Genomic DNA, 18011 nt, shown 5'->3' with positions numbered 1-18011 from the left:
TCACGAGAGAGAAGGAAGGCTGCTGATGCCAGGTCAACAGCGCCGTGGCGGCGGGTCCGGTGGCAACGAGGGTGGTCGCCGCGACAACCGCCGTGAGGGCGGCCGCGGAAACGCGCCCGTCGAGAAGACCCCGCACCTCGAGCGGGTCGTCGCGATCAACCGCGTCGCCAAGGTCGTGAAGGGTGGTCGTCGCTTCAGCTTCACCGCCCTGGTGATCGTGGGCGACGGCGACGGCACCGTCGGTGTGGGCTACGGAAAGGCCAAGGAGGTGCCCGCGGCGATCGCCAAGGGTGTCGAGGAGGCCAAGAAGCACTTCTTCAAGGTGCCGCGCATCGGTGCCTCGATCCCGCACCCGGTGCAGGGCGAGGACGCGGCCGGTGTGGTGCTGCTCAAGCCGGCCTCCGCCGGTACGGGTGTCATCGCCGGTGGTCCGGTGCGTGCCGTGCTGGAGTGCGCGGGCATCCACGACGTGCTCTCCAAGAGCCTCGGCTCGTCCAACCCGATCAACATCGTGCACGCCACGGTGGCGGCCCTGAAGGGGCTCGAGTCCCCGGAGCAGGTCGCGGCCCGTCGTGGTCTGCCGGTCGAGGACGTCGCGCCGGCCGCCATGCTGGCGTCGCGGGCGGGGGTGGCTTCCTGATGGCACGCCTGAAGGTCACCCAGCTCCGGTCCGAGATCGGGACCAAGAAGAACCAGCGTGACTCGCTGCGTTCGCTCGGTCTCAAGCGGATCAACGACGTGGTGGTCAAGGAGGACCGGCCGGAGATTCGCGGCATGATCTTCACGGTCAGCCACCTCGTGAAGGTCGAGGAGGTCGAGTAATGACGATCAAGGTGCACCACCTGCGTCCGGCGCCGGGTGCCAAGACCGACAAGACCCGGGTGGGTCGCGGTGAGGGCTCGAAGGGCAAGACCGCCGGTCGCGGTACCAAGGGTTCGAAGGCCCGGAAGAACATCTCGCCGGCGTTCGAGGGTGGGCAGATGCCCATCCACATGCGCCTGCCGAAGATGAAGGGCTTCAAGAACAAGTTCAAGGTCGTGTTCCAGGTGGTCAACCTGGACCGGCTGGCCGAGCTGTTCCCGAACGGCGGCCAGATCGGCCCGGTCGAGCTGGTCGAGGCCGGCGCGGTCCGCAAGGGTCACCCGGTCAAGGTGCTCGGCACCGGCGACCTCGGTGGCGTGTCTCTCCAGGTCTCGGCGCACGCGTTCAGCGCGTCGGCCAAGGAGAAGATCACCGCCGCCGGTGGCTCGGTCACGGAGCTGTAAGGCGATGTTCATGGCGCCCGCTCAGTTGTTCGCAACTGGGCGGGCGCCATGGTCTACCGGCCACGTGTGCGCCGGGTAACATCGGATTCGGTTTATGTAGCCGGGCACATCTGCCCGGACGGGGACCGGGCTGTTAGAGTCCGTTCCCAGCCATGGATTCCGGGCACTCCGTCCGGCACCACCCCGCCCCGCCAGGGATTCGTCACCGGCGGCCCGCGTCGCGCAGGAGGAAGAAGTTGCTGTCCGCCTTTCTCAGTGCGTTCCGTACGCCTGACCTGCGCAAGAAGCTGCTGTTCACAGTAGGCATCATCGCGGTCTACCGGCTGGGCGCCACGCTGCCCAGCCCGGGCGTCTCGTACGGCAACGTGCAGAAGTGCCTCGACACGATCCAGGGTGGCAGCACGGGTGTGCTCAACCTGCTGGATCTCTTCTCCGGTGGGGCGCTGCTCCAGCTCTCGGTCTTCGCGCTGGGCATCATGCCCTACATCACCGCGTCGATCATCCTTCAGCTGCTGACGGTGGTGATCCCGCGCCTGGAGCAGCTCCGCAAGGAGGGCCAGGCCGGGCAGGCCAAGATCACGCAGTACACCCGCTACCTGACGCTGGGCCTGGGCGTTCTGCAGGCCTCGGCGTTCGTGGCGCTGGCCCGCTCCGGGCAGCTGTTCAACAACCAGTGCGACCAGTTCCCGATCGTGCCCGAGGGCACCGGCATCCCGAACTGGCTGACCCTGGGCATCCTGGTCATGACCATGACCGCCGGCACCGGCGTGGTGATGTGGCTCGGTGAGCTGATCACCGACCGGGGCGTCGGCAACGGCATGTCGGTGCTGATCTTCACCTCGATCGCGGCCCGCCTTCCCAGCGAGGGCTGGAAGATCAAGACCACCAAGGGCTGGGGGATGTTCCTCCTCGTCATCGCCCTGGTGCTGGTGGTCATCACCGCGGTCACGTTCATCGAGCAGGCGCAGCGCCGCATCCCGGTGCAGTACGCCAAGCGCATGATCGGCCGGCGGATGTACGGCGGCACGTCGACCTACATCCCGCTGAAGGTGAACCAGGCGGGCGTCATCCCGGTCATCTTCGCCTCGTCGCTGCTCTACCTGCCGCAGCTCGCGCTCCAGTTCTTCGATCAGAACGACCCGGGCAAGGCCCAGGCGTGGATCCAGAACCACATCGTGAAGGCGAGCGCGCCGGAGCACATCGCGATCTACTTCCTGCTGATCATCTTCTTCACGTACTTCTACGTGTCGATCACGTTCAACCCGACCGAGGTCGCGGACAACATGAAGAAGTACGGCGGCTTCGTGCCGGGCATCCGCCCCGGCAAGCCGACCGCCGAGTACCTCGACTTCATCCTCAGCCGGATCACCCTGCCGGGCGCGCTCTACCTGGGCATCGTCGCGATCCTGCCGAACTTCTTCTTCATCTGGCTCGACAACCAGCAGTTCCAGAACTTTCCGTTCGGCGGCACCGCTGTGCTCATCATGGTCGGCGTCGGTCTGGAGACCGTGAAGCAGATCGAGAGCCAACTCATGCAGCGGAACTACGAAGGGTTCCTGCGGTAGATGCGACTCGTTCTGGTTGGCCCGCCGGGCGCGGGCAAGGGCACACAGGCGGAGTTCGTCGCCGCGCACCTCTCGGTGCCGAAGATCTCGACCGGTGACATCTTCCGGGCGAACGTCTCCCAGGGGACGCCGCTGGGCGTCGAGGCCAAGCGGTACATGGACGCCGGCAAGCTGGTCCCGGACGAGGTCACCATCAACATGGTGCGGGACCGGCTCGCCGAGCCGGACGCGAGCGAGGGCTTCCTGCTCGACGGCTTCCCGCGGACCACTCCGCAGGCCGCCGCGCTGGACAAGCTCCTCGCCGACCTCGGCACCGCGCTGGACCTGGTGCTGGAGCTGGTCGTCGACGACGACGAGGTGATCCGGCGGCTGTCCGGCCGGCGCACCTGCCGCGGCTGCGGCAAGATCTGGCACGTCGAGTTCGACTCGCCGAGCCGGGAGGGCGTCTGCGACCGCTGCGGCGCCGAGCTGTTCCAGCGTGACGACGACAAGCCGGAGACCATCGCCGCCCGGCTGCGGGAGTACGCCGAGAAGACCGCGCCGCTCGTGGACTACTACGGCGCCCAGGGCAAGCTCGTCGGCATCGACGCGACCGGCCCGGTGGAGGACGTCACCGTCCGCGCCATCGACGCGCTGCGCTCGTACGGCGGCTGAGGTCCCTCCGCCACCCGGCGGATAGAGTGCGAACAGCGGGGTACGTGCGACGTGCCCCGCTGCTCCGCGTACGCGCGAAGAAAGGTAAACACCACCATGCGTCGTCCCCAGCTGGACATCCAGCTGAAGACCCCCGAGCAGATCGAGCTGATGCGGGCCGCCGGTCTGGTCGTCGCCCGTGCCCTGCGCCGGATGCGGGAGGCGGTGGCGCCGGGCGTGTCGACGGCCGACCTGGACGCGATCGCCGAGTCGACCATCCGCGAGGCGGGCGCCGTGCCGTCGTTCAAGGGCTACCACGGCTTCCCGGCGTCGATCTGCTCGTCGGTCAACCAGCAGGTGGTGCACGCCATCCCGTCACCCGAGCAGGTGCTGCGCGAGGGTGACCTGATCTCGATCGACTGCGGCGCGGTGCTGGACGGTTGGCACGGCGACGCGGCGGTCACGGTGCCGGTCGGCGAGGTCGACCCGGCCCTGCTGAAGATGACGGCGGTGGCCGAGGACGCCATGTGGGCCGGGATCGCCGCCGCGGCGCGCGGGGCGGCCTCCGGCAAGGGCCGGCTCACCGACATCTCCCACGCGGTCGAGAACGCGGTCCGCCGGGGCGGCCGGTACGGCATCGTCGACGGCTACGGCGGCCACGGGATCGGCACGGAGATGCACCAGGACCCGCACGTGCTCAACCACGGGCGTCCCGGTAAGGGGCCGCGCCTGGTGCCGGGTCTGGCGCTCGCGATCGAGCCGATGATCACGATGGGCTCGCCGCGTACTGTCGAGCTGGCCGACGGCTGGACCGTGGTGACCCGGGACGGGTCGATGGCGGTGCACGTCGAGCACTCGATGGCGCTGCTTGACGACGGCGTGTGGGTGCTGACCGCCGAGGACGGCGGGCGGGCCCGCCTGGGCGACCTGGTGACCGCGCGGCAGACGTCTGTCGACTCCCCGGCCTGATCGAAGGCCCCGGCCGCGCCGGATGACCGGCGCACGCCGTGCCGCGCTGGCGATCGGGTGACATGCTTGCTCCCATGGAGGAGCGCAACCGCATGCGGGCGGCCGACGCGGACCGGGAGACCACCGCCGAGCGACTCCGGGCGGCGTTGAACGAGGGCCGGCTCGACCTGCACGAGTACGACGACCGGCTGCGCCGGGCGTACGGGTCGAAGACCTACGGCGAGCTGGACGAGCTGCTGACCGACCTGCCCGGCGCCGGACCGGCCGGTCGTCCCCTGCCGGCGCCCCGTGCGGCCGGCGAGAGCGGGGTGGCCGTACCGGGTTCGGCGGCCGTGAGCGGGGCGCGCGGCGCCTGGCTGCTGGGGGTCTGGGGCCCCTGGCTGAAGGTGGCCCTGATCCTCAGCGCGATCTGGTTCGTCTCCCAGCTCGGTGAGGGTGAGTTCGAGTTCGACGACTACTGGCCGATGTGGGTGCTCGGCCCGTGGGGCGCCGTGGTGCTCTACCAGACGATCCAAGGGCTGGCCCACGGGGCGCCGGAGAAGGACGCCGAGCGCCGGCGGCGCAAGCAGGTCGAGCGGGAGGCCCGTCGGCGGGCGAAGCGGGAGCTGCCGGAGACGTGACCTGCGTCATATCCGAGCCCTCCGGGTGACTGTCACGCCGGTCGGTTTGGCGAGCGCGTGCGGGTCGGCGTACACTTTTAGATCGGCGCACAGCGTCCACTCCGCCATGCCCACCCTGCGCTTCGGTGGGAGTCGGAGCCGCGGCTGGCGCGGGTTTCCTGATCTTGGTCAGTTCACCCGTGTAAGACGTTGTGGGCCGTCCGGAGCAACCGACGTCAGGACAGCGGAGGACATGCCGAAAAAAGACGGAGCAATCGAGATCGAGGGTCGGGTCATCGAGCCCCTGCCGAACGCCATGTTCCGGGTGGAGCTCGCGAACGGCCACAAGGTGCTCGCTCACATCAGCGGCAAGATGCGGCAGCACTACATCCGCATCCTGCCGGAGGACCGGGTCGTCGTCGAGCTCTCGCCGTACGACCTGACCCGCGGGCGCATCGTCTACCGCTACAAGTAAGCCTGACGGCGGCCGGGAGACCCGTGTCCGTCTTCGACGTCCGGATCGCGCACCGCCGCGGCTCCGGGCCAGATGGGAAGTAAGGCAACCGTGAAGGTCAAGCCGAGCGTCAAGAGGATCTGCAACAAGTGCCGGGTGATCCGCCGGCACGGCCGGGTCATGGTCATCTGCACCGACCCGCGCCACAAGCAGCGCCAGGGCTGACGCCCCACACATCACCAGCTCGTCCCAGCCGCGGTCGGGTGCGCAGCGCGTACCCCCTCGTGGTTGACCCCCGGTCGGAGGCCGGGGCCCGCTCGGGCAGCGACCGATCCCGGTCGCCGGCGTTCTTGACGCCGGAAGGACAGGGACGGCCGGTAGCGGGATGGGACGGGTCCACACCTCCGCCACAACATCACGAGGAGTACGCCCGCACATGGCACGTCTAGTCGGCGTGGATCTCCCCCGCGAGAAGCGGATGGAGATCGCGCTCACCTACATCTTCGGGGTCGGTCGTACCCGCGCCCTGGAGACGCTCGCCGCGACCGGCATCTCGCCGGACAAGCGCGTTCGGGACCTCACGGACGAGGAGCTCGTCGAGCTCCGGAACCACATCGAGGGCAACTACAAGGTTGAAGGCGACCTGCGCCGCGAGGTCGCCGCTGACATCCGCCGCAAGGTCGAGATCGGCTGCTACGCCGGTATCCGGCACCGCCGCGGTCTGCCCGTGCGTGGTCAGCGCACCAAGACCAACGCGCGGACCCGGAAGGGCCCGAAGCGGACCGTGGCCGGCAAGAAGAAGCCCGGCAAGAAGTAACTAGGAGCGCACAGACTTATGCCACCGAAGGCTCGTGCCGGAGCCGCCGTCAAGAAGGTCCGGCGCAAGGAACGCAAGAACGTCGCCCACGGGCAGGCGCACATCAAGAGCACCTTCAACAACACCATCGTGTCCATCACGGACCCGACCGGTGCGGTCATCTCCTGGGCCTCCTCCGGCCAGGTTGGCTTCAAGGGCTCCCGCAAGTCGACCCCGTTCGCCGCGCAGCTCGCCGCCGAGGCCGCCGCGCGCCGCGCGATGGAGCACGGCATGCGCAAGGTCGACGTGTTCGTCAAGGGCCCCGGCTCCGGCCGGGAGACCGCCATCCGTTCGCTGCAGGCAGTGGGCCTCGAGGTCGGGCAGATCTCCGACGTCACGCCGCAGCCGCACAACGGGTGCCGTCCGCCGAAGCGTCGCCGGGTCTGAGAGGTTAGAGAGAGATGGCTCGTTACACCGGTGCTGACTGCCGCCGTTGCCGGCGGGAGAAGATGAAGCTGTTCCTCAAGGGCAGCAAGTGCGATGGTCCGAAGTGCCCGTTCGAGTCCCGGCCGTTCCCGCCCGGGCAGCACGGCCGCGGCCGCACGAAGGAGACGGAGTACCTGCTCCAGCTCCGTGAGAAGCAGAAGGCCCGTCGTGTCTACGGCGTGCTGGAGAAGCAGTTCCGCGGCTACTACGAAGAGGCCGTGAGCAAGGAGGCCAAGACCGGCGAGGTCCTGCTGCAGATCCTCGAGTCGCGGCTGGACAACGTGGTCTACCGGGCCGGCTACGCCAGCTCCCGGGACATGGCCCGTCAGCTGGTCAAGCACGGCCACTTCACGGTGAACGGCAAGAAGGTCGACATCCCGTCGTACCGCGTCAAGGAGCACGACATCGTCGAGGTTCGGGGCAAGAGCAAGGAGCTCACCCCGTTCCTGGTGGCGCAGGCTCAGGCCGGTTCGCGGTCGGTTCCGGCGTGGCTGGAGGCCATCCCGAGCCAGATGAAGATCCTCGTGCACTCGCTCCCGGCCCGCCAGGTGATCGACACCCAGGTCCAGGAGCAGCTGATCGTCGAGCTCTACTCCAAGTAAGGGCTCGTTGCGGTGGCCCGTCCTCCGGGGCGGGCCACCGGAACAGTTGTGTCGTGGGCGTCAAATAGCGGGCGCCCCGGAAGAGAAGAGAAAAGATGCTCATCAGCCAGCGACCGTCTCTCTCCGAAGAGTCGATCAACGAGACCCGTTCCCGGTTCACCATCGAGCCGCTGGAGCCCGGCTTCGGCTACACGCTGGGCAACTCGCTGCGGCGTACGCTGCTGTCCTCCATCCCGGGTGCGGCGGTCACCTCGATCAAGATCGACGGTGTGCTGCACGAGTTCACCACGATCCCCGGGGTCAAGGAGGACGTGGTCGAGCTCGTCATGAACATCAAGGAGCTGTGCGTCAGCTCCGAGCACGACGAGCCGGTCAGCATGTACCTGCGCAAGCAGGGCCCGGGCGACGTGACCGCCGGTGACATCCAGCCCCCGGCCGGTGTCTCGGTGCACAACCCGGACCTGAAGCTCGCCACCCTCAACGGCAAGGGCCGGCTCGACATGGAGCTGACCGTCGAGCGGGGTCGCGGCTACGTCACGGCGGCGCAGAACAAGCAGGCGGGCGCCGAGATCGGCCGGATCCCGGTCGACTCGATCTACTCGCCGGTGCTCAAGGTGACGTACCGGGTCGAGGCGACCCGTGTCGAGCAGCGGACCGACTTCGACCGGCTGATCATCGACGTCGAGACCAAGCCGTCGATGGGCCCGCGTACCGCGCTGGCCTCGGCCGGCTCGACGCTGGTGGAGCTGTTCGGGCTGGCCCGTGAGCTGGACGAGACCGCCGAGGGCATCGACATCGGGCCGTCCCCGCAGGACGCCCAGCTGGCGGCGGACCTGGCCCTGCCGATCGAGGAGCTGGACCTCACCGTCCGCTCCTACAACTGCCTCAAGCGCGAGGGCATCAACTCCGTTGGTGAGCTCATCGGGCGTACCGAGGCCGACCTCCTCGACATCCGCAACTTCGGTCAGAAGTCGATCGACGAGGTCAAGATGAAGCTCGCCGGGATGGGCCTGGGGCTGAAGGACTCGGCTCCGAACTTCGACCCGGCGCACGTCGTGGACGCCTTCGGCGAGGCGGACTACGACACCGACGACTACCGCGAGACCGAGCAGCTCTAGTCCGCGCTGCCGCCACACCTGAGGAGCACCAAGCATGCCCACGCCCACCAAGGGCCCCCGCCTCGGCGGCAGCCCCGCGCACGAGCGGCTGATGCTGGCCAACCTGGCCACCGCGCTGTTCCAGCACGGCAAGATCCAGACCACCGAGACGAAGGCCCGGCGGCTGCGTCCGCTGGCCGAGCAGCTCATCACCAAGGCCAAGCGCGGCGACCTCGCCTCGCGCCGCCGGGTGCTGGGCGTCGTCAAGGACAAGGACGTGGTCTACGCCCTGTTCGACCAGATCGCGCCCCGGTACGCCAACCGCAACGGTGGCTACACCCGGATCGTGAAGACCGGTCCGCGCAAGGGTGACGCCGCTCCGATGGCGATCATCGAGCTGGTGGAGGAGCTTCAGGTCGCCGAGCCGAAGGCGAACAAGAAGACCGCCGCCCGCAAGGCCGCCCAGCAGGACAAGGTCGAGGCCCTGGCCCCGGCCGAGGAGACCCCGCGCTCCAGCGCCGGTGACCAGGACGCCGAGGCGCCGGTCTCCGCGTCGGGTGACACCGCCGCCGCCCGTGAGGACAGCGACGAGGCCACCGAGAACGACAAGGCCTGAGATCAGGCTCGACCGGGCCCGGCATCCCCTCGGGGGTGCCGGGCCCGTCGCCGTCGACAGGAGGTACGAGGTGGACGAGCGGACCCGGCTGCGGCTGGACGTCTCGTACGACGGCACCGACTTCTCCGGCTGGGCGCCCCAGCCGACCCGGCGCACAGTGGCCGGCGTGCTCATGCAGACGCTGGACCTGGTGCTCGGCGCGGGCACGGCGACCGGCCTGACAGTGGCCGGGCGTACCGACGCCGGGGTGCACGCCATCGGACAGGTCTGCCACCTCGACCTGCCGACTGCGGTGTGGCGGGAGCACGAGGGGCGGCTGCTGCGTCGGCTGGCCCGGCTCCTGCCGCCGGATGCGCGGGTACGCGCGATGACCGAGGTGCCCGCCGACTTCGACGCCCGGTTCTCGGCGACGTTCCGGCGCTACGAGTACCGGGTCACCGACGCCCCGTGGGGTGCCGAGCCGCTGCGTCGCCGGGACACCCTGGCCTGGCCGAAGCCGCTGGACCTGGCGGCGCTCAACGCCTCCGCCGCCGGGCTGGTGGGTGAGCACGACTTCGCCGCGTACTGCCGGCGCAAGGAGAACGCGACCACGTTGCGTGAGGTGACCCGGCTGGACTGGCGGCGCGACCCGGACGGGATCCTGGTCGCCACCGTGCAGGCCGACGCGTTCTGCCAGAACATGGTGCGCAGCCTGGTCGGGGCGATGCTGGTCGCGGGCGACGGGCGGCGGCCGGTCCAGTGGCCGGCCGGCCTGCTGACCCGGCGTGAGCGCTCCAGCGAGGTGACAGTGGCGCCCGCGCACGGTCTCGCCCTGGTCGAGGTGGGCTACCCGGCGGACCCGGCCGAGTACGCCCGCCGCGCCGAGGAGACCCGCCGGTTGCGGGTTCCGGTGGCCGAGGGCTGAGCCCGGCTCAGTCCGTGCCCCGCTGACCGGCGCTGTCCTCGGCCGAGTCCGCGTCGGGCTGCCCGGCTGTTCCGGCGGCCGCACGAAGGTCCAGTACGGCCCGGTTGAGGTGCAGCTCGACCAGGTCGTACATGATCTCGCGGGCGGTCGCGTCGTCGCTCGGGATGCGTTCCCCGTCGGCGCGGGTGACCAGGCAGAAAGCGACGTAGTGTCCGCGTACCTGCCAGGCGACCCGGGCGGCGGCCTTCTCCACCGACTCGGTGCCGTCGCCCGCCGCCATGCCACGGAACCGTCCCTGGCGCCCGTCGAGCAGCGGCCGGATGCGGTCGCGTACCCGCTGGGCGGTGGCCACGTCGGTGAGGTTGAACAGACCGGCGGTGACCAGGTGGTCGCCGTCGGGGGAGCGGAGCGTGCCCCGCACGACCTGGTTGCAGCCGAGCCGGGTCAGCAGGTCGGCGATCTCGCCGGTGGCCGCGACCTGGCACTTCGTGCTGGCCTGGGTCTTGAGCACCCGGTAGGCCGGCTTCCCGTCGGTGATCACCAGGTCCTTGGCCGGGAAGACCTCCTTGACGGTGAGCGCCGCCTGGTCGGTGTCCCGGGAGTCGAGGTCGGTGCCGCCGGACGGGGTGCTCGACTCAGTCGGCTGCGGGGTCGGCTGGCCGGCCGGCGGTGTGGCGGTGCGTTCGTCGAGCAGGGCCGCGACGGCCAGGCCGGTGAGCGAGAGCAGGAGCAGCACGGCGGCGCCGCCGACGAGCGTCTGCCAGAACCGGCCGCCGCCGCGGCGCTCGGCGCGCCGGGTCCGGGGCAGCTCGGAGACGTCGGCGGCGCGGGCGGTCGGGCTGGCCGGGATCGGCACTGTCGGCCGGTTCGCCGCCGCCGGTACCGGTGCCGGTACGGGTGGCGCGGGCTGCGGCACCGGGGAGGGCTCCCGTGGTGGCGCGGGCCGTCCCGGTGTCGGCGCCGGGGCCGGGGGCGCCGGAACCGGGGCGCGGGCGTCGTCCACCGCCTGCTCGTCGGGTCCGGCCGGTGGCAGCGCCTGTTGCTCGGCCGCACCGGGCGGCGGCAGCGCGGGTTGCGCGGTGGGGCGCGGAGGCCGGGGCAGCGACGGCGTGGGGAAGCGGGAGCGTGACGGTCCCGCGGGCGGGGGCGTCGCGGCTGCGGGCCCGTTCGGGGCCGACCCGGGCTTCGGGTACTCCAGGAAGGCGTCCTCATCGGACTCGTACCGGTACACCATGTGGCATAGAGTAGGGGTGATTGTCCCTTTCAGGGGTAATATCGCGAAATTCTGGCGGAGTGGCGTGCGACCCCGCCCGTGACACCGTCGCCGGAACAGCTCCGGCCCGGTGCGAGAATGCGGGCGTGACCGGCGACCACTACTTCACCGCTGAGCCCTCGACCCCGGCCCGCCCTCGCGAGGTCGAGTTCACAGTCGCCGGGCGCGACTACACGCTCGCCTCGGCCGGCGGCGTCTTCTCCGCCGACCGGCTCGACCCGGGCACCGCAGTGCTGCTGCGCAAGGCCGAACTGCCGGCCGCCGGCGTCACCGGCGCGCTGCTCGACATCGGTTGCGGCTTCGGCCCGATCACCTGCGTGCTGGCCACCATTGCGCCGAAGGCCACCGTCTGGGCGGTGGACGTCAACGAGCGCGCCCGCGCCCTCACCACCGCCAACGCGGCCCGGATCCGCGCTGCCGACCGGGTACGCGCCGTCGCGCCCGACGAGCTGCCGGACGACGTCACCTTCGCCCAGATCTGGTCCAACCCGCCGATCCACATCGGCAAGGCGGAGCTGCACGCCCTGCTGCTGCGCTGGCTGCCCCGGCTCGCGCCGGACGGCGTGGCCTGGCTCGTCGTGGCCCGGCACCTCGGCGGCGACTCGCTGCACCGCTGGCTGGTCGAGCAGGGCTGGTCGGTCGAGCGGCACGCCAGCCAGAAGGGCTACCGGGTGCTGCGGGTCACCCGGTAATCCGGTGTCGTCCACCGCCCCGGCTCGGGCAGGATGCCCGCGTGGGATACGTGGACGTGGCAGGAGTCGGGCACATCCTCCCGGACGGCCGTGAGCTGTTCGGCGACGTGTCGTTCCGGGTCGGTGAGGGCGCCAAGGTGGCGCTCGTCGGCCCGAACGGCGCCGGCAAGACCACGCTGCTGCGGATGGTCGCCGGTGACCTGCCGGTGAAGACCGGTGCGGTCGCCCGCTCCGGTGGGCTGGGCGTGATGCGGCAGTTCATCGGCATGATCGGCGACGAGTCCACGCTCGCCGACCTGGCCCTGTCGCTGGCACCGCCGGCGCTGCGCGACGCCGGGCGGCGGCTCACCGAGACCGAGGCGGCCATGCGGGCGGCCGAGGTCCGCGGCAAGTACAGCTCCACCGCCGCCAAGGCCCAGCTCGCGTACGCCGAAGCGCTCGCCGCCTGGGGCGAGACCGGCGGGTACGACGCCGAGGTGCTCTTCGACACGGTCGCCACGATCGTGCTGGACCTGCCCTGGGACAGCGCCCGCGACCGGCCGGTGCGGACGCTGTCGGGCGGCCAGCAGAAGCGCTTCGCGCTGGAGTTGCTGCTGCGCGGCCCGGACGAGGTGCTGCTGCTCGACGAACCGGACAACTTCCTCGACGTACCCGGCAAGCGCTGGCTGGAGGCGCGGCTGCGCGAGTCGGGCAAGTCGGTGCTCTACGTCTCGCACGACCGGGAGCTGCTGGCGCAGACCGCCGACCGGGTCGTCGCGGTGGAGGGCGGCAGCGCCTGGGTGCACCCGGGCGGCTTCGCGAGCTGGCACGACGCCCGGGTGGCCCGGCACGCCCGCCTCGACGAGCTGCGCAAACGCTGGGACGAGGAGCACCAGAAGCTGCGCGAGCTGATGCTGATGTACAAGCAGAAGGCCGCGTACAACGACGGGATGGCCTCCCGCTACCAGGCCGCGCAGACCCGGTTGCGCAAGTTCGAGGAGGCCGGGCCGCCGCCCGTACCCCCGAAGGACCAGGACATCCGGATGCGCCTGACCGGCGGGCGGACCGGCAAGCGCGCGGTGATCGCCGAGCAGTTGGAGCTGGACGGCCTGACGTACCCGTTCGACCTGGAACTCTGGTACGGCGATCGGGTCGCGGTGCTCGGCGCGAACGGCACCGGCAAGTCGCACTTCCTGCGGCTGCTGGCCCGGGGCGGCACCGACCCGGAGCCGGGTAACACCCCCGTCGACGGCGCCGGCGCGCTCGCGCCCGTCGCGCACGGCGGCGTGGTCCGGCTTGGCGCCCGGGTCCGGCCGGGGCACTTCTCGCAGACCCACGACCGGCCGGAACTGATGGCCAAGACGCTCGTCGAGGTGCTGTGGCGCGGCGACGACCACCGGGCCGGCATGGACCGGCACGCGGCCATGGCGGCGCTGTCCCGGTACGAGCTGGCAGGCCAGGGCGACCAGCGGTTCGGCACGCTCTCCGGCGGGCAGCAGGCCCGGTTCCTGGTGCTGCTGCTGGAGCTGTCGGGAGCGACGCTGCTGCTGCTCGACGAGCCCACCGACAACCTCGACCTGGCCTCGGCCGAGGCGCTGGAGGCCGGGCTGACCGCGTTCGAGGGGACAGTGGTCGCGGTCACCCACGACCGGTGGTTCACCCGCACCTTCGACCGGTTCGTGCTGTTCCGCGGCGACGGCGACGTGGTGGAGACGCCGGAGCCGGTCTGGGACGTGGGCTGAGCCGCTCCCCGGGTGGCCCCCGGGGAGCGGGCATAGGGTGGATCTCGTGAGTGAGATGACCTATCGCCGGCTGGGCGACTCCGGGCTCGTGGTGTCAGTGGTCGGTATCGGCTGCAACAACTTCGGCCGCAAACTCGACCTCGACGGCACCCGTGCGGTGGTGGACGCCGCGCTCGACGCCGGGATCAACTTCTTCGACACCGCCGACATCTACGGTGAGCCGCAGGGCGCCTCCGAGGAACTGCTCGGCCAGGCGCTCAAGGGCCGCCGCGACGACGTGGTGGTGGCCACCAAGTTCGGCATGGACATGAACGGCGCGAACGGGCCGGACCACGGCGCCCGGGGCGCCCGCCGCTACATCGCCCGCGCCGTCGAGGCGTCGCTGCGCCGGCTCGGCACCGACCACATCGACCTGTACCAGATTCACGAGCCCGACCCGGGCACCCCGATCGACGAGACGCTCGCCGCGCTGGACGACCTGGTGACCGCCGGCAAGGTGCGCTACCTGGGCAACTCCAACTTCGCCGGGTGGCAGATCGCCGACGCCGACTGGACCGCGTCGTCGCAGGGGCGTACCCGGTTCATCTCCGCGCAGAACCACTACTCGCTGGTGGAGCGCGGGGTGGAGGACGAGGTGATCCCGGCCTGCGAGCGGTTCGGCCTGGGCATGCTGCCGTTCTTCCCGCTCGCCAACGGGCTGCTCACCGGCAAGTACAAGCGGGGCGAGGCACCCCCGGCGGGCAGCCGCCTGGCCGGAGGCGGCCGGTACGCCGAGCGGCTGGCCGCCGCCCGCTGGGACGTCATCGAGGCGATCGAGGCGTACGCGGCCGAGCGCGGGATCAGCATGCTCCAGGTCGCCATCGGTGGACTGGCGGCCCGTCCCGCGGTCACCTCGGTGATCGCCGGCGCGACCACTCCCGAGCAGGTGAAGGCCAACGCCGAAGCCGGCACCTGGCAGCCCAGCGACGAGGACCTGGACGCCCTGGACGCCATCCTCTGACCGCCCCTGCCGGTACCGACACGCCCGCCCGCACGTTCGGCCCGCTCGCGCGTCGGGCGTGCGCTCGCGCGTCGGGCGTGGCGCTCGTCCGGGCTTGCCCGCGCGTCAGGCACCCATAACGTTCCACCCAGAGGCAGCGCTCACGACGAGTGGAACGTCATGGGTGTCAAGAGGGCCTTGAGACACCCATGGCGTTCCACCAGCGGCTGATTCTGACGATGAGTGGAACGCCATGGGTGTCTGCGAGCGGGCCCGACGCCCGTGGTGTTCGGGCAACCCGGCAACCCGGCGGGCGGGCACGGATCAGTGGCCTGCTGCGGTGGCACGACGTTCTGCCAGGGCCTGGCGCACCAGGGCGACAGTCGCGTCGGGACGGCGTAGCACGTCGTCGGCGGTGAACCGGAGCACGAGCCACCCGGCCGAGCGGAGCGCGTTCAGGCGTGCGACGTCCCGCCGGAAGTGCTCCCGCTGCCGGTGGTGGTCGCCGTCGTACTCGACCGCGAGGCGGAGTGCCCGCCAGGCCAGGTCCACCCGGGCCACGAAGCGCCCGCCGGCACGCACCTCGTGCTGGGCGGTGAGCGGGCCGAGGCCGGCGTCGAGGAGGAGCAGCCGTAGCCGTGTCTCCATGGGGGACTCGCTCAACGGCTCGGCCATCGCCAGCACCTCGCGCAACAGCGGAGCGCCCGGCCAGCCCGGCCGGTCGGCGGCGTAGGCCCGCAGGACGGGCAGCTTCACGACCCGGCGACGCAGCAGCGCGTCGACGGCGACCAGCGCCTCGGCAAGCGAGCCCTGTCGACCCAGGTCGAACGCGGTACGCAGCGGCGTGGTGACCGGCAGCCCGCCGGCGAGGGTGCGGTCCCGCTCCGGCAGCGGCGACCGGACCACCCGCAACCGTGGGTGCGGTCGCAGCCGAGCGGCAGTCGGCAGCAGGACTGTGACCGGCGCGTCGCGGGTGAGCACGTCCGCGCCGAACAACCAGGCGGCGCTGCGTCCCGCCAGCACGGCACCCGGCGGCAGGCGCAACGCCACCGCCTCGCACCACATCCGGTGCTCGTCGGCGCGGTGTCCGTCCCGGTGCACGTACACGTCCGGGAGCAGCCGGATCCACGTCGGACCGCGCAGCATCGTCCAGGTGAGCAGCCCTTCGGAGACGGCTCGGCTGCCCCGGAACGGCAGGATCGCCAGGCGGCGCGGGTCATGGGCGGGAACGGACATCCCGGCAGCGTGTCGTGACGAGACGGTCACCCGTTGCCCCGGTGCGGCATGTGAACGGTTCCTGGGAAAAACCTCCCCCGGGCTTCCGTACGGGCGGGAGGCGTCGTACGGTAGGCCGCAAGTGACCCACGGGAGCCCGGTGCGGACCGGGCTGAGAGGGGGGCTGGGAGCCCCCGACCGTCGAACCTGATCCGGGTAATGCCGGCGCAGGGAGGAGCGTTGCCGTGCTGTCCCTGGGACGACTGCATCTCATCACCGACACCCGGCCGGGGCGTGACCCGCTCGCCGTGCTGCGTGCCGCCCTGCCCGTGGCGGGCGCCGAACTCGTCGTACAGGTGCGCGTGGAGGACGACGCCACCGACCGGGAGGCGTACGAGCTGGCGTGCCGCGTGACCGAGGCGTGCCGGCCGTACGGGGCGCGCTGCCTGGTCAACGATCGGCTGCACGTGGCGCTCGCGGTGGACGCCGCCGGTGGCCACGTCGGCGCGGACGACCTGCCGGTGGCCGCCGCGCGCCGGGTGCTCGGCCCGGACGCGGTGCTCGGCGCGACCGCCCGGGAGCCGGTGCGCGCCCGCGCGGTGGTGGACGCGGGCGCGACCTACCTGGGCGTGGGCCCGTGCCACGTCACCACCACCAAGGTGGGCCTGCCGGACCCGATCGGCCCCGACGGGGTACGCGCGGTCGCCGAGGCGGTGAGCGTGCCGGTGATCGCGATCGGTGGGGTGACCGCCGCGGGCGTCCCGGCGCTGCGGGCTGCCGGGGCGTACGGGGTGGCGGTGGTCGGCGCGCTCAGCCTGGCCGCCGATCCGGGGCAGGCCACCGCCGAGCTGATGCGGGCGCTGACGCGATGAGCCCGGCCGACGTGGCGGTGGTGGGCGCCGGCCCGGTGGGACTCGCGATCGCGTGGCGGTGCGCGCAACGCGGACTGCGCGTGGTGGTGCACGACGACCGGCCCGGGTCGGGTGCCTCCTCGGTGGCCGCCGGGATGCTGTCGCCGGTCGCCGAGGCGTACTTCGGTGAGCACGAGCTGACCGCGCTGCTCGTCGAGTCCGCCGCCCGCTGGCCCGGCTTCGCGGCCGAGCTGGCCGGGGCGAGCGGCGTCGACATCGGCCACCGCACCGAGGGCACGCTCGTCGTCGGGCTCACCGCCGACGACCTGGCCGAGGCGGGGCGGCTGTGGTCGTACCAACAGGGGTTGGGGCTGCCGATCACGCCGCTGCGTCCTTCGGAGCTGCGCGACCGCGAGCCGGCGCTGGCGCCGCGTGTGCGCGGCGGCGCGGTGGCCCCCGGCGACCACCAGGTCGACCCGCGGCGGCTGGTCGCCGCGTTGCGGACGGCCGCGGAGCGCGCCGGCGTGGAGCTGCGCCCGGCCCGGGTCGGCGCGTTGTCCGAGGTGGACGCACGGATCACTGTGGTAGCGGCCGGCTGCGGCGCGGCGGCGCTGACCGGCCTGCCGGTCCGGCCGGTGAAGGGCCAGGTGCTGCGGCTGCGCGCGCCCGGTGGCGGTCCGCCGGGCTTCCGGCACGTGATTCGGGGGTACGCGGACAGCGAGTCGGTCTACCTGGTGCCCCGGGACAGCGGGGAGGTCGTCGTCGGGGCGACAGTCGAGGAGCGCGCGGACACCGAGGTCACCGCCGGTGGCGTGCTGACGCTGCTGCGCGCCGCCGCGGAGCTGGTGCCGGAACTGGTCGAGTACGAGCTGGTGGAGGCCGTCGCCGGGCTGCGCCCCGGTACGCCTGACAACGCGCCGATCATCGGGCCGCTGCCCGGACAGCCGCGCGTGCTCGTGGCGACCGGGCACCACCGGCACGGCATCGTGCTCACCCCGGTCACCGCCGACCTGGTCACCGAACTGGTCGTCACCGGCGAGCCGGACCCCGCGCTCGCCCCATTCACCCCGGACCGCTTCGGGAAGGAGCGCACGTGGAACTGATCGTCAACGGCACCGGCCGGACGCTGCCCGAGGGCGTCACCGTCGCCGAGGTGGTCCGCACCGTCACCGACCGGGAGCGCGGGCTCGCGGTCGCGGTGAACGGCGAGGTGGTGCCGCGCGGCGGCTGGCCGGCGAGCGTGCTGCGCGACGGCGACCGCGTCGAGGTGCTCAGCGCCACCCAGGGCGGGTGA

The 18011-nt window shown here is 71.6% G+C and carries 23 protein-coding genes and 1 riboswitch; of the genes, 21 read left to right on the top strand and 2 right to left on the bottom strand.

The features are described 5' to 3' along the window. Positions 1-25 precede the first annotated feature (25 nt). The 15 genes from rpsE (at position 26) to truA (ending at position 9986) form a co-directional block, all read left to right on the top strand. Entirely contained in the window at positions 26-640 is a 615-nt protein-coding gene (rpsE, locus tag GA0070562_RS24280) for a 30S ribosomal protein S5 (RefSeq protein WP_088987583.1), read from the top strand. Then, positions 640-822, top strand: coding sequence for a 50S ribosomal protein L30 (gene rpmD / locus GA0070562_RS24275; protein ID WP_091426379.1), 183 nt, complete (start codon positions 640-642; stop codon positions 820-822). The genes rpsE and rpmD overlap by 1 nt, the downstream gene beginning before the upstream one ends. After that, positions 822-1265, top strand: coding sequence for a 50S ribosomal protein L15 (rplO, locus tag GA0070562_RS24270; RefSeq protein WP_091426377.1), 444 nt, complete (start codon positions 822-824; stop codon positions 1263-1265). Before rpmD ends, rplO begins: the two co-directional genes overlap by 1 nt. Before the next feature lie 236 nt (positions 1266-1501). Continuing rightward, complete coding sequence (secY, locus tag GA0070562_RS24265; protein WP_091426376.1) at positions 1502-2830, top strand: preprotein translocase subunit SecY; 1329 nt, start codon at positions 1502-1504, stop codon at positions 2828-2830. Continuing rightward, positions 2831-3484, top strand: coding sequence for an adenylate kinase (locus GA0070562_RS24260; RefSeq protein WP_013288618.1), 654 nt, complete (start codon positions 2831-2833; stop codon positions 3482-3484). Positions 3485-3580: 96 nt separating this feature from the next. Continuing rightward, positions 3581-4432 carry a type I methionyl aminopeptidase gene (gene map, locus GA0070562_RS24255; RefSeq protein ID WP_091426373.1) on the top strand — a complete coding sequence of 284 codons (852 nt, stop codon included), beginning with the start codon at positions 3581-3583 and terminating at the stop codon, positions 4430-4432. 92 nt (positions 4433-4524) lie between these two features. Then, positions 4525-5052, top strand: a complete 528-nt coding sequence (locus GA0070562_RS24250; RefSeq protein ID WP_091426753.1) for a DUF1707 SHOCT-like domain-containing protein — start codon at positions 4525-4527, stop codon at positions 5050-5052. A gap of 232 nt (positions 5053-5284) precedes the next feature. Next, positions 5285-5506 (top strand): translation initiation factor IF-1, encoded by a 222-nt coding sequence (gene infA, locus GA0070562_RS24245; RefSeq protein ID WP_007073013.1) that lies wholly within the window; start codon positions 5285-5287, stop codon positions 5504-5506. Between the two features lie 90 nt (positions 5507-5596). Then, on the top strand, positions 5597-5710 hold the full coding sequence (gene rpmJ / locus GA0070562_RS24240; protein ID WP_012184307.1) for a 50S ribosomal protein L36: 114 nt from the start codon (positions 5597-5599) through the stop codon (positions 5708-5710). Between the two features lie 211 nt (positions 5711-5921). Beyond that, positions 5922-6302: a 30S ribosomal protein S13 gene (gene rpsM / locus GA0070562_RS24235; RefSeq protein ID WP_013288614.1), complete on the top strand. Its 381-nt coding sequence runs from the start codon at positions 5922-5924 to the stop codon at positions 6300-6302. Positions 6303-6320: 18 nt separating this feature from the next. Beyond that, positions 6321-6728 (top strand): 30S ribosomal protein S11, encoded by a 408-nt coding sequence (gene rpsK / locus GA0070562_RS24230; protein ID WP_013288613.1) that lies wholly within the window; start codon positions 6321-6323, stop codon positions 6726-6728. 14 nt (positions 6729-6742) lie between these two features. After that, positions 6743-7369: a 30S ribosomal protein S4 gene (gene rpsD, locus GA0070562_RS24225; RefSeq protein WP_091426370.1), complete on the top strand. Its 627-nt coding sequence runs from the start codon at positions 6743-6745 to the stop codon at positions 7367-7369. Positions 7370-7464: 95 nt separating this feature from the next. Then, positions 7465-8487, top strand: a complete 1023-nt coding sequence (locus GA0070562_RS24220; protein ID WP_007073009.1) for a DNA-directed RNA polymerase subunit alpha — start codon at positions 7465-7467, stop codon at positions 8485-8487. 34 nt (positions 8488-8521) lie between these two features. Beyond that, positions 8522-9082, top strand: coding sequence for a 50S ribosomal protein L17 (gene rplQ / locus GA0070562_RS24215; RefSeq protein ID WP_013288611.1), 561 nt, complete (start codon positions 8522-8524; stop codon positions 9080-9082). A 70-nt stretch (positions 9083-9152) separates the two neighbouring features. Beyond that, positions 9153-9986: a tRNA pseudouridine(38-40) synthase TruA gene (gene truA, locus GA0070562_RS24210; protein WP_091426369.1), complete on the top strand. Its 834-nt coding sequence runs from the start codon at positions 9153-9155 to the stop codon at positions 9984-9986. A gap of 7 nt (positions 9987-9993) precedes the next feature. Here truA and GA0070562_RS24205 read toward each other — a convergent pair whose 3' ends face one another. Next, positions 9994-11220, bottom strand: a complete 1227-nt coding sequence (locus tag GA0070562_RS24205; protein ID WP_244255036.1) for a hypothetical protein — start codon at positions 11218-11220, stop codon at positions 9994-9996. A gap of 125 nt (positions 11221-11345) precedes the next feature. On the opposite strand from GA0070562_RS24205, the gene GA0070562_RS24200 reads away from it, so the two are divergent. Genes GA0070562_RS24200 through GA0070562_RS24190 form a run of 3 tightly spaced genes read left to right on the top strand, consistent with a single transcriptional unit; the run spans position 11346 to position 14672 of the window. Further along, positions 11346-11951, top strand: a complete 606-nt coding sequence (locus GA0070562_RS24200; RefSeq protein ID WP_091426367.1) for a class I SAM-dependent methyltransferase — start codon at positions 11346-11348, stop codon at positions 11949-11951. A 41-nt stretch (positions 11952-11992) separates the two neighbouring features. After that, entirely contained in the window at positions 11993-13672 is a 1680-nt protein-coding gene (locus GA0070562_RS24195) for an ABC-F family ATP-binding cassette domain-containing protein (RefSeq protein WP_091426364.1), read from the top strand. Positions 13673-13709: 37 nt separating this feature from the next. Then, positions 13710-14672 carry an aldo/keto reductase gene (locus tag GA0070562_RS24190; RefSeq protein ID WP_175438856.1) on the top strand — a complete coding sequence of 321 codons (963 nt, stop codon included), beginning with the start codon at positions 13710-13712 and terminating at the stop codon, positions 14670-14672. 303 nt (positions 14673-14975) lie between these two features. On the opposite strand, the gene GA0070562_RS24185 is transcribed toward GA0070562_RS24190, so the two are convergent. Beyond that, positions 14976-15887, bottom strand: a complete 912-nt coding sequence (locus GA0070562_RS24185; protein WP_091426358.1) for a DUF559 domain-containing protein — start codon at positions 15885-15887, stop codon at positions 14976-14978. Positions 15888-16005: 118 nt separating this feature from the next. Further along, a riboswitch (TPP riboswitch) is annotated at positions 16006-16117 on the top strand. Here GA0070562_RS24185 and thiE point away from each other — a divergent pair. The 3 genes from thiE (at position 16115) to thiS (ending at position 18011) form a co-directional block, all read left to right on the top strand. Then, on the top strand, positions 16115-16738 hold the full coding sequence (gene thiE / locus GA0070562_RS24180; protein ID WP_393351868.1) for a thiamine phosphate synthase: 624 nt from the start codon (positions 16115-16117) through the stop codon (positions 16736-16738). It overlaps the preceding riboswitch by 3 nt. After that, complete coding sequence (thiO, locus tag GA0070562_RS24175; protein WP_091426356.1) at positions 16735-17820, top strand: glycine oxidase ThiO; 1086 nt, start codon at positions 16735-16737, stop codon at positions 17818-17820. Before thiE ends, thiO begins: the two co-directional genes overlap by 4 nt. Next, the gene (gene thiS, locus GA0070562_RS24170) at positions 17811-18011 is read left to right on the top strand and encodes a sulfur carrier protein ThiS (RefSeq protein WP_030501591.1); all 201 of its coding nucleotides are present in this window, start codon (positions 17811-17813) and stop codon (positions 18009-18011) included. Before thiO ends, thiS begins: the two co-directional genes overlap by 10 nt.

It is taken from the genome of Micromonospora tulbaghiae (assembly GCF_900091605.1).
GTDB classification, from domain to species: Bacteria; Actinomycetota; Actinomycetes; order Mycobacteriales; family Micromonosporaceae; genus Micromonospora; species Micromonospora tulbaghiae.
The sequence above is the reverse complement of the archived record's forward strand: the minus strand, read 5'-3'. Positions and strand labels throughout refer to the sequence as shown.